Source organism: Micromonospora sp. I033, assembly GCF_053890995.1.
This window is the reverse complement of the sequence record NZ_JBSSLX010000190.1, coordinates 1-11,180: the sequence shown is the minus strand read 5'-3', so window position 1 is coordinate 11,180 and position 11,180 is coordinate 1. Positions and strand designations below refer to the sequence as shown.

Sequence of the window (11,180 nt, the reverse complement as noted above, 5' to 3'; positions counted from 1 at the left end):
GCGCCCAAGGCCACCGCGTCGCCGAGCGCCGGCGGGCAGGGCGGCATGGCCCCGACGCCGAGCGCCAGCGCCGCCGCGCCGACCCCGTCGGCCACGCCCAGCGCCGCCGCGCCGAGCCCGAGCGCCAGCGCCGAGCCGGTGCCGCAGAGCATCGAGCAGCAGCGCAAGGCCATCGAGCAGAAGGTGGGGGCGGCCGCCTGGGCCGCCGCCTCGGGTCTCCAGGCGCCGGCCGACCTCACGGCCGACCCGTCGCTGGCCGACAAGCTCAAGCCGTTCGGCACGCTCTCTTCGCAGGAGATCGCGGTGCTGCCGGTCGGGATGCAGTTCAACGTCCCGACCATCACCTGCGCCCAGCTCGACAACCGGCCGGCCGCGTCGATCAAGGACGAGAACCAGCAGGCGGTGGCCTGCGAGGCCGGCGCCAAGTACCTGCTGGACAAGGCCAAGGTGCTCGGCACCGACGTCGACGACGCCAACGCCGTGCTCGACCAGACCAGCTCCTGGGTGGTCAGCCTGAACTTCACCGGCAAGGGCCAGGAGAAGTGGACGGCCCTCACCCGCGAGGCGTTCAACAACGAGGGCCAGGCCTGCGACCAGACCGCGCTCGGCCAGGACGGCAAGTGCCGGGTCGCCGTGGTGCTGGACAACGAGATCGTCTCGTCCCCGGAGATCCAGGGCGTGCTGACCGGTGACTCGCAGATCACCGGCAGCTTCGACAACAAGAGCGCGAACGCTCTGGCCAGCCAGCTCCGCTACGGCGCGCTGCCGGTGACCTTCGAGCCGCAGGAGCAGCAGAACGTCACCGCGACGCTGGGCGACAGCCACCTCAAGGCGGGCCTGCTCGCGGCCGGCATCGGCATGCTGCTGGTCATCATCTACTCGTTCTTCTACTACCGGCTGCTCGGCTCGGTCATCTTCCTGAGCCTGGTGCTCTCGGCGCTGCTGGTCTTCGGCGCGCTGGTGGTGCTCGGCCGGTCGATCGGGTTCACCCTCACCCTCGCCGGCATCGCCGGCATGATCGTCTCGCTCGGCGTGGCGGCGGACTCGTTCGTCATCTACTTCGAGCGGCTCAAGGACGAGATCCGGGAGGGACGCAGCCCACGCAGCGCGGTGCCGCGGGCGTGGATCCGGGCTCGCCGGACGATCATCTCGGCGAACGCCATCACCCTGATGTCGGCCGTGGTGCTCTACATCGTCTCGGTCGGCGCGGTGAAGGGCTTCGCCTTCGCGCTCGGCCTGGCGACGGTCCTCGACCTGGTCGTCGTGTTCCTCTTCCGTCACCCGATCATGACGATGTTCGCCCGGACCCGGGCGTTCCTGTCCCCGCGGGTCAGCGGTCTCGGCCGGGCCCTGCCGGCCCGGTCGGCCGAGTCGGGCACCGCCCGCAACCCGCGCGTCAAGGAGGCCTGAGATGGCTAAGACTGGTCTGGCGTCCCGGCTCTACCGGGGCGAGGCCGATCTCAACATCGTCGGCCGGCGCAAGCTGTGGTTCACCGTCGCCGGTGTGCTGGTGCTGATCGCCGTGCTCAGCTTCGCGGTCCGCGGCTTCAGCCTCGGCATCGAGTTCGCCGGCGGCAACTCCTTCCAGGTGCCCGCCAGCGTCGGCACCCTGGAGCAGGCCGAGGCGAAGGTCGACGCCGCGCTCGCCGCCAAGGGCGGCGGCGCCGAGGTGGTCACCGCGCAGAAGGTCGGCAGCACCAGCGGCGAGTACTACGAGCTGCGCACCGGGCAGCTCACCGCGGAGCAGGCCAACGAGGTCAAGACCGAGATGGCGCAGTCGTTCGGCATCCAGGCCGACCAGATCAGCGGCAGCCAGGTCTCCGAGGCGTGGGGCAGCCAGGTCACGTCCCGCGCCCTGCTCGGTCTGCTGATCTTCGTCGCGGTGGTGGCGATCTACCTCATCCTCCGCTTCGAGTGGCGGATGGCGGCCGCCGCGATCGCCTCGCTCTTCACGAACCTGGTGCTCACGGCCGGCATCTACTCGCTCGTCGGCTTCGAGGTCACCCCGTCGACGATCATCGGCTTCCTCACGATCCTGGGCTTCGCGCTCTACGACGTGGTGGTGGTCTTCGACAAGGTCCAGGAGAACACCCGCGGCATCACCGCGAACAACAACCTGACCTACGGCGAGGCGTCCAACCTGGCGCTGAACCAGAGCCTCATGCGGTCGCTGAACACCTCGGTGGTCGCCCTGCTCCCGGTCGGCGGCCTGCTCTTCATCGGTGCCGGCCTGCTGGGCGCGGGCACCCTGAAGGACCTGGGTCTGGTGCTCTTCGTCGGTATGGCGGTGGCGTTCCTGACCTCGATCCTGCTGGCCACCCCGCTGCTGGTGCTGCTCAAGAACCAGGACCCGCGGATCAGCGCGCACAACAAGCGGGTGCTGGCCCGCCGGGGCGCCATCGCCCGGGGCGAGGTCGCCCCGAAGGGCGCGCCGCGCGCCGCGACGGCCGACGAGGCCATCGACCCCGAGGCGGCCGCCCTGGCCGGCGCCGCCCCGAAGGTCGGCGCCCGGCCGGCCGGCAAGCGCCCCAGCGGCGCCCGGGGCGGGCGTCCCGCCGGCGGCGGGGGCAACCGGCCCGGTGGCGCGAAGCGCCGCTGACCCACTCACCCGGTAGGGATCGACCGGACGGCGTCCGTCATGCTGTGAAAGCGGCATGACGGACGCCGCCGTCGTTCGAGAGGACATGGGACGTACCGTGACGGAGACCCACACCACCGGGGTACGGGGAGACAGCGGCCCGGAGGTCGCCCGACTGGTCGCCAGCCGGGTGCTGGACGTGCCGGACTTCCCGAAGCCCGGGGTCATGTTCAAGGACCTGATGCCGCTCTTCGCCGACGGCGCGGCCTTCCGCGAGGTGATCGACGGGATCATCGCGTACCACGGGCGGGACTCGTTCGACGCGGTGGTCGGCATCGAGGCACGCGGGTTCGTGCTGGCCGCCGCGGTCGCGTACGCCACGGGGGTGGGCGTGGTGCCGGTGCGCAAGGCCGGCAAGCTGCCCCGGGCCACCCACTCGGCCTCCTACGCCCTGGAGTACGGCGAGGCCACCCTGGAGGTGCACCAGGACGCCTTCACGGCCGGCCACCGGGTCCTCGTCCTGGACGACGTGCTCGCCACCGGCGGCACCGCCGAGGCCACCCTCGACCTGGTGGAGCGGGCCGGCGGCACGGTGGCCGGCTTCACGGTCCTGATGGAGTTGGGCTTCCTCAAGGGGCGGGAGCGGCTCGCCCCGCGTCCGGTCCATGCCCTGCTGACCGTTTGAGCCCTCGGCCCGTCGGGCCGACCCGGCGCGGTCCGTCCGGCGGAGCGGCGGCGTACCCTGCGTACGGGTAGCATTGCCCTTTGCTTGACCGGGTGGGTGACCGCCCGGCGGCTTGACCGGGTGGGAGACCGCCCGGCGGGTTGACCGGGTGGGTGACCGCCCGGCGGCGCGGGGCCGCCGGGGCCGCGAGGCCTCCGGTGACCGGCGCGGAACAACTCCGGCCCCTCGGCCGGTTGGACAGGACGTCGGCCGGACGGCCGGCGCATCCCGGCGAGCGGTGAGGAGGCCGGTGTCCCACGATGTCGTCCCTCCGGTGGAGGGCACGGTGCACCCGACAGGCGACGCGGACGGCTCGGTGACCGAGCGGAGCGGCAACCCGCCGGCACCGCTGACCGGGCCCGACGGGAAGGCGGACGGCGGGGCGGTCGTGGTGCCGTTCCCGACCGACGGCGCGGCGGACCCCTCGCCCGGCGGCGGCTTCGCCCTTTCCAACGCGCCGACCGGCCGCAGGGTGCGCGCCCGGCTGGCCCGGTTCAACGCGCCCTGGCAGACCTCGCAGGTCAGCGAGGTGCTGGAGCCGCTGATCGCCACCCACCGCGAGAACCACCCCAAGGCCGACGCCCGGCTGCTCCAGCGCGCCTTCGACACGGCCGCGCGCTGGCACTCGGGTCAGTACCGCAAGTCCGGCGACCCCTACATCACCCACCCGCTGGCGGTGGCGACCATCCTGGCCAACCTGGGCATGGACACCACCACGCTGGTCGCGGCGCTGCTGCACGACACCATCGAGGACACGGAGTACACCCTCGACCAGATGCGCGCCGACTTCGGCGGTGAGGTGGCCCTGCTGGTCGACGGCGTCACCAAGCTCGACAAGGTCAAGCTGGGCGACGCGGCCAAGGCGGAGACGATCCGCAAGATGGTCGTGGCCATGGCCAAGGACCCGCGGGTGCTGGTGATCAAGCTGGCCGACCGGCTGCACAACATGCGGACCCTGACCTTCCTGCCCCGCCCCAAGCAGGAGCAGAAGGCCAAAGAGACGCTGGAGATCCTCGCCCCGCTGGCCCACCGCCTCGGTATGAACACCATCAAGTGGGAGCTGGAGGACCTCGCCTTCGGCACCCTGTTCCCGAAGCGGTTCGAGGAGATCAACCGGCTCATCGGCGAGCACCAGCCGCAGCGCGAGGCGCTGCTGCGCCAGGTGACCCAGAAGGTCTCCACCGACCTCAAGTCCGCCAAGATCAAGGCGGAGACTACCGGCCGGCCGAAGCACCTCTACTCGATCTACCAGAAGATGATCGTGCGGGGGCGCGACTTCAACGACATCTACGACCTGGTCGGGGTGCGGATCCTGGTCGACACGGTGCGCGACTGCTACGCGGCGCTGGGCGTCATCCACGCCAACTGGCAGCCGGTGCCGGGCCGGTTCAAGGACTACATCGCCATGCCCAAGTTCAACATGTACCAGTCGTTGCACACGACGGTCATCGGGCCCACCGGCAAGCCGGTGGAGATGCAGATCCGCACCTATGCGATGCACCGCACCGCGGAGTTCGGCATCGCCGCGCACTGGAAGTACAAGGAGCACAAGGGCACCCCGGTGGTGGGCCCGCCGGCGCACATCGACGAGATGACCTGGCTGCGCCAGCTGCTGGACTGGCAGCGCGAGGCGGCCGACCCGAGTGAGTTCCTCGACGCGCTCCGGTTCGACCTGTCCAGCCAGGAGGTGTACGTCTTCACCCCGAAGGGTGACGTCATCCCGCTGCCTACCGGGTCGACGCCGGTGGACTTCGCGTACGCGGTGCACACCGAGGTCGGGCACAAGTGCATCGGCGCCCGGGTCAACGGCAAGCTGGTGCCGCTGGAGTCGACGCTCTCCAACGGCGACGTGATCGAGATCTTCACCTCGAAGTCCGACACGGCCGGCCCGACGCAGGACTGGCTCGGCTTCGTCAAGAGCCCGCGCGCCCGCACCAAGATCCGCCAGTACTTCAACAAGGAGCGGCGCGAGGAGGCGATCGAGGCCGGCAAGGACTCGATCGTCAAGGCGATGCGCAAGCAGGGCATGCCGTTGCAGCGGATGCTCACCTCGGACGCGCTGATGGCGATCGCCCGGGACCTGCACCTGGCCGACGTGGCCTCGCTCTACGCGGCGGTCGGCGACAGCCAGGTCTCCGCCCAGTCGGTGGTGCAGAAGCTGATGGCCGCCTACGGCGGCGAGGAGGGCGCGGCGGAGGACATCGCCGAGACCGCCGTCGCCACCCGGCCGCCGCGCAGCCGCCAGAGCAGCAGCGACCCGGGCGTCGTCGTCCGGGGCGTCAGCGACGTCTGGATCAAGCTGGCGCGCTGCTGCACGCCGGTGCCGCCGGACGCGGTCTTCGGCTTCGTGACCCGCTCCGGCGGGGTGAGCGTGCACCGGGACGACTGCGCCAACGCCGAGGACCTGCGCGCCCAGAGCGAGCGGGTGGTCGAGGTGAGCTGGAAGCTCACCTCCGCCTCGACCTTCCTGGTGGCCATCCAGGTGGAGGCCCTCGACCGGCACAAGCTGCTGGCCGACGTCACGCGGGTGCTCTCCGACGAGCGGGTCAACATCCTCTCCGCGACCGTCACCACGACCCGGGACCGGGTGGCGGTGAGCCGGTTCAGCTTCGAGATGGCCGACCCCAAGCACCTGGGGCACCTGCTGGCCGCGGTCCGCAAGGTCGACGGCGTCTTCGACGCCTACCGGGTCACCTCGGGCGCCTGAGCACGGAAAAAGCGCCCGCCGGCGGTCAGCCGGCGGGCGCTTTTACGTCGTACGGGCGGGTCAGCCGCCCTGGATGTCGCTCATGCTCAGCTTGTTGATGACGATCTCCTTCTTCGGGTGACCGCCACCGGCCTGCTGGGCGAAGGCGCCGTCGTCACCGGCCGCGGCGACCTGCTTGACCAGGTCCATGCCGCCGGTGATGGTGCCCAGCACCGTGTAGTTCGGGTCGAGCTGGGAGTCGCCGTAGACGATGAAGAACTGGCTGCCGGTGCTGCCCGGCTGGCCGGAGTTGGCCATCGCGATGACGCCCTCCGGGTAGGGGGGCCGCTTGTTGGTGGGCAGGTTCTCCTCGGCCAGGTTGTAGCTCGGGCCGCCGGTGCCGTCGGTGTCGCGCCAGCCCTTGCCGGTCGCGCTCGGGTCGCCGCACTGGAGCACCTGGATGCCCTGGGTGACGAGCCGGTGACACTTGGTGTTGTCGAAGAAGCCCTTGCTGGCCAGGTGGGTGAAGCTGCCGGCGGTGCAGGGCACCAGGCTCCGGTCGATCTTGGCGGTGACCGGGCCCAGGTTGGTGTCGATCGTCATCGTCTGGGTGCCCTTGTTGGCCTGCTGGGTCGGGGGCAGCCCGACGTCCTTGATCTGCTTCGGCCGCCCCTCCGCGGGGACCTCGGTGAACGCGCACTGCGCGTTGCCCGCGGTGCCGGCGGTGTTCTGCTTCTTGTCGTCACCGCCGAGCGAGGTGGCGAGCCAGACGGTGCCCGCCACCACGAGCACCAGCACGGCCGCGGCGCCGACGATGGCCTGGGTCTGCCGGCGCTTGCGGGCCTTGGCGGCGCGCTCGGCCATCTCCCGCTCGAGGCGGGCCCGCGCCGCCGCGCGCTGCCGCTCTCTCGTGGACGTCACGGTCACTCCTCACATGCTTCTCGGGTTGTGGCGGGGCTCGCCGTTGATCAGGGTGGGGCGGCCGGGTCAGCCGGCGCTGGGGCTCGCCGCCGGCGCGCTCGTGGCGGCCGGCGCGGCGTTCGGCTCGCCGACGGTGAGGCTCTGGATCACCACGTCCGTCTTCGGCTTGACCTTGGCCCCGCTCCCATTGTCCACGGTCGGCAGGGCGCCGATCTTCTCCACCACGTCGAGGCCGCCGGTGACCTTGCCGACGACGGTGTACGCCGGCTTGGCCGGGTTGAAGTCCTTGAAGAAGATCAGGAACTGGCTGCCGTTGCTGCCCGGCGGGTTGCCGATCATGGCAACCGTGCCCTTCGGGTACGCCGGGGGCTGTGCCGCCGCGGGCGAGGCGGACGGGCTGGCCTCCGGCGCGGTGGGGACGTTCTCGTCGTAGAACGAGTAGGTCGGGCCGCCGATGCCGCTACCGCTCGGGTCGCCGCAGCGCAGCGCGCCCTCGGTGGTGATCTCGTGGCACTTGGTGTTGTCGTAGAACGACTTGCCGGCCAGGAACGAGATGCTGGCCGCGCCGCACGGGGCGGCGGCCAGGTCCAGGTCGGCGGTGATCGGGCCGCCCTGGTTGGTGGTGACCGTCATCGTCCGGGTGCCTGCGGTGGGCAGGCCCGTGGTGGCCGGGGTGCCGACCTCCTTGAGGTTGGTGTTGGCCGTGGCGTCCTGCGGGGTCCAGAGGCAGACGTCCTCGGCGGCCTGCTTCTCCGGCTCGGAGTCGAAGGCGCCGAGCGCCCAGGCCGAACCGGCCACGATCAGCGCGAGCACCACGGCGGCGCCGACGCCGGCCTGGATCTGCCGGCGGCGCTTGGCGGCCGCGGCCCGCCGGGCGAGCTGCCGGTCGAGCTTGGCGCGCGCCAGTTTGCGCTGCCGGTCCCTGCTGGAAGCCACCCGTGCTCCCCTTCCTCTACCCTGGTCCTCGCCGGCGCCGGGCGCTGCCACCCGTCTGCCGCGGGGGTGCGCCACGCCACACGCCCGCCAGAGTGTACGGGTACCGGCTGGGAAAGTGGTGTACGAGGTCCGGCCTCGGTTTATCGGGCGTTGTCACTGTGCCCGGTGGGGCGACTGGGGCCGGTGGTCGGCGAAACCCGGTCGCCCGTGCGGTTAGGCTGCTGACAGGGACGACGACCGGACGGAAGGGGAGCGGAACGTGCTCGTGGCCGGCTTTCCCGCGGACGCCTTCGGCACCAACTGCTACGTGGTGGCGACCGCGCCGGGGGAGCAGTGCGTGGTGGTCGACCCCGGCATCGGGGTGCTCGACCGGCTCGACGCCGTGCTCGCCGAGCACCGCCTGCACCCGGCCGCCGTGCTGCTCACCCACGGCCACCTCGACCACACCTTCTCGGTGGCCCCGGTCTGCGGCGCGCGGGGCATCCCCGCGTACGTCCACCCGGAGGACCGGGAGCTGCTGGCCGACCCGGCCAAGGCGCTCTCGATGGACCTCACCCAGCTGTTCGGCGGGCGGCTGCCGTACGCCGAGCCGGAGGACGTCGCGGAGCTGACCGACGGCGCGACCCTGTCGCTGGCCGGGTTGGAGATCACCGTCGACCACGCCCCCGGCCATACCGGCGGGTCGGTGCTGTTCCGGATGCCCGGCGCCGGCTCGCCCTGGGAGGCCGAGCAGATCTGCCTCTCCGGTGACGTGCTCTTCGCCGGCTCGATCGGCCGCACCGACCTGCCGGGCGGCAGCATGCCCCGCATGCTGGCCAGCCTCCGGGAGAAGGTTCTCCCGCTGGCCGACGACACCGTCGTCCTGCCCGGCCACGGCCCGCAGACCACCATCGGCCGCGAGCGCGCGACCAACCCGTACCTCGTCGAGGTGTCGGGGACCGGCGGCGCGCGCCCGGCCGCGCCCACCCGCGGCCTCTGACGCCGCGACCAAGACCTGTCCGCGCGGCGCCCGAGGAGTACGCCATGAGCAAGCCCACGCCCATTTCCGGATTTCCCGAGTGGAACCCGCCGCAGCGCATGATCGAGCAGTTCGTGCTGGATCGGATCCGCGCCACCTTCGAGCTGTATGGCTTCGCGCCGCTGGAGACCCGTTCGGTCGAGCCGCTCGATCAGTTGCTGCGGAAGGGGGATACCGCAAAGGAGGTCTACGTGCTGCGCCGGCTCCAGGCCGACACCGACGGCCCGGCCGGCGACGACGCGCTCGGCCTGCACTTCGACCTGACCGTGCCGTTCGCCCGCTACGTGCTGGAGAACGCCGGCAAGCTCCAGTTCCCGTTCCGGCGCTACCAGATCCAGAAGGTGTGGCGGGGCGAGCGCCCGCAGGAGGGGCGCTACCGGGAGTTCCTCCAGGCCGACATCGACATCGTCGACCGGGACACCCTGCCGGCGCACTACGAGGCCGAGATGCCGCTGGTGATCGGCGACGCGCTGCGCTCGCTGCCGATCCCGCCGGTGCGGATCCAGGTCAACAACCGCAAGATCTGCGAGGGCTTCTACCGGGGCGTCGGGCTGACCGACCCGGAGGCGGCGCTGCGCGCGGTCGACAAGCTGGACAAGATCGGTCCGGCGCGGGTCGCCGAGCTGCTGGCGGAGACCGCCGGGGCGAGCGAGGCGCAGGCCAAGGCGTGCCTGGCCCTCGCTGAGATCTCCGCGCCGGACGCCTCGTTCGCCGACGCGGTCCGCGCCCTCGGGGTGACCGACCCGCTGCTCGACGAGGGCATCGCGGAGCTGACCGCGGTGGTGGAGACCGCCGCCGCGCACTCGCCCGGCCTCTGCGTCGCCGACCTGCGGATCGCCCGCGGCCTGGACTACTACACCGGCACCGTCTACGAGACGCAGATGATCGGCTACGAGCGGTTCGGCTCGGTCTGCTCCGGCGGCCGCTACGACAACCTGGCCAGCTCCGGCAACACCCGCTTCCCGGGGGTGGGCATCTCGATCGGGGTGACCCGGCTGCTCGGCCTGCTCTTCGGCGCCGGCGCGCTGTCGATCTCCCGGGACGTGCCGACCTGCGTGCTGGTCGCGGTGACCGCCGAGGAGGAGCGGGCGGCCAGCAACAAGGTCGCCGAGGCGCTGCGCTCCCGGGGCATCCCGACCGAGGTGTCGCCGAGCGCGGCCAAGTTCGGCAAGCAGATCCGGTACGCCGAGCGGCGCGGCATCCCGTACGTCTGGTTCCCCGGGGCCGAGGGCGACGAGGTGAAGGACATCCGCTCGGGCGAGCAGGTGGCCGCCGCGGCGGGGGAGTGGACCCCGCCCCGGGCCGACCTGAAGCCGCTGGTCGGACCGGCCGCCGCTGGCGCCTGACGACGATTGGACCTACGGTGGCGTAAGTTACGCCACCGTAGGGAGATCGCCGTGACCGTGCTCAGCCAGACCGCCCTGCTCCTCGAACTCGAACCCGTGGTCGAGAAGAACCTCGACCGGCACCTCTCGCTGGCCAAGGAGTGGTTCCCCCACGAGTACGTGCCGTGGAGCGAGGGGCGGACCTTCGCCGGCCCGCTCGGCGGCGAGGCGTGGTCTCCCGAGGACTCGACGCTGCCCGAGGTGGCCCGGACCGCGCTGATCGTCAACCTGCTCACCGAGGACAACCTGCCCTCGTACCACCACGAGATCGCGACGCTGTTCGGGCGGGACGGCGCCTGGGGGACCTGGGTGCACCGGTGGACCGCCGAGGAGGGGCGGCACGGCACGGCGATCCGCGACTACCTCACGGTGACCCGGGCGGTCGACCCGGTGGCGCTGGAGCGGGCCCGGATGACCCACATGTCGGCGGGCTACGTCAACACCCACGACGACGAGGTGCTGCACTCGCTGGCGTACGTCTCGTTCCAGGAACTGGCCACCCGGATCTCGCACCGCAACACCGGCCGGGCGACCGGCGACCCGACCTGCGAGGCGTTGCTGGCCCGGGTGGCCGCCGACGAGAACCTGCACATGGTCTTCTACCGCAACCTGCTCGGCGCGGCCTTCGAGCTGGCCCCCAGCCAGGCCATGCGGGCCGTGGCCGACGTGCTGGCCGACTTCCAGATGCCGGGCGTCGGCATCGAGGGCTTCGCCCGCAAGTCGGTGGCCATCGCCCTGGCCGGCATCTACGACCTGCGCCAGCACCGGGACGAGGTGGTGGTCCCGGTGCTGCGCCAGTGGAACCTGTTCGAGGCGACCGGCCTGGACGCCGACGGCGCTTCTTCTTATACACATCTCCGAGCCCACGAGACCGTACTCGGTCTCGTATGCCGACTTCGGCTTGATAACAATTCCGCATGGTGTCGTTGCCG

At 71.6% G+C, this 11,180-nt stretch carries 9 protein-coding genes; 7 read left to right on the top strand and 2 right to left on the bottom strand.

Annotated features, from left to right (window positions below; all coding sequences use genetic code 11):
- From secD to ACW0Q9_RS24460, 4 genes are all read left to right on the top strand, one after another.
- The coding region (gene secD / locus ACW0Q9_RS24475) for a protein translocase subunit SecD (protein ID WP_456185101.1) at window positions 1–1,410 on the top strand (1,410 nt) is incomplete at its 5' end.
- 1 nt (window position 1,411) lies between these two features.
- On the top strand, window positions 1,412–2,599 hold the full coding sequence (gene secF, locus ACW0Q9_RS24470; protein WP_456185099.1) for a protein translocase subunit SecF: 1,188 nt from the start codon (window positions 1,412–1,414) through the stop codon (window positions 2,597–2,599).
- A 97-nt stretch (window positions 2,600–2,696) separates the two neighbouring features.
- Entirely contained in the window at window positions 2,697–3,263 is a 567-nt protein-coding gene (locus ACW0Q9_RS24465) for an adenine phosphoribosyltransferase (protein ID WP_091321705.1), read from the top strand.
- A gap of 313 nt (window positions 3,264–3,576) precedes the next feature.
- Window positions 3,577–6,009: a RelA/SpoT family protein gene (locus tag ACW0Q9_RS24460; protein WP_456185103.1), complete on the top strand. Its 2,433-nt coding sequence runs from the start codon at window positions 3,577–3,579 to the stop codon at window positions 6,007–6,009.
- 60 nt (window positions 6,010–6,069) lie between these two features.
- Here the strand turns inward: ACW0Q9_RS24460 and ACW0Q9_RS24455 are convergent, their stop codons facing one another.
- Window positions 6,070–6,909, bottom strand: a complete 840-nt coding sequence (locus ACW0Q9_RS24455) for a peptidylprolyl isomerase (RefSeq protein ID WP_456185097.1) — start codon at window positions 6,907–6,909, stop codon at window positions 6,070–6,072.
- 66 nt (window positions 6,910–6,975) lie between these two features.
- A complete protein-coding gene (locus tag ACW0Q9_RS24450) occupies window positions 6,976–7,845 on the bottom strand; it encodes a peptidylprolyl isomerase (RefSeq protein WP_456185095.1) in 870 nt (289 codons plus the stop codon).
- 259 nt (window positions 7,846–8,104) lie between these two features.
- Here ACW0Q9_RS24450 and ACW0Q9_RS24445 point away from each other — a divergent pair, with 259 nt between their 5' ends.
- The 3 genes from ACW0Q9_RS24445 to ACW0Q9_RS24435 all read left to right on the top strand — a co-directional run.
- Window positions 8,105–8,824 (top strand): MBL fold metallo-hydrolase, encoded by a 720-nt coding sequence (locus ACW0Q9_RS24445; RefSeq protein WP_357946095.1) that lies wholly within the window; start codon window positions 8,105–8,107, stop codon window positions 8,822–8,824.
- A gap of 44 nt (window positions 8,825–8,868) precedes the next feature.
- Window positions 8,869–10,209, top strand: coding sequence for a histidine--tRNA ligase (hisS, locus tag ACW0Q9_RS24440; protein WP_456185093.1), 1,341 nt, complete (start codon window positions 8,869–8,871; stop codon window positions 10,207–10,209).
- Window positions 10,210–10,260: 51 nt separating this feature from the next.
- Window positions 10,261–11,180: acyl-ACP desaturase (locus ACW0Q9_RS24435; protein WP_456185091.1), on the top strand; the 920-nt coding region annotated here is incomplete at its 3' end.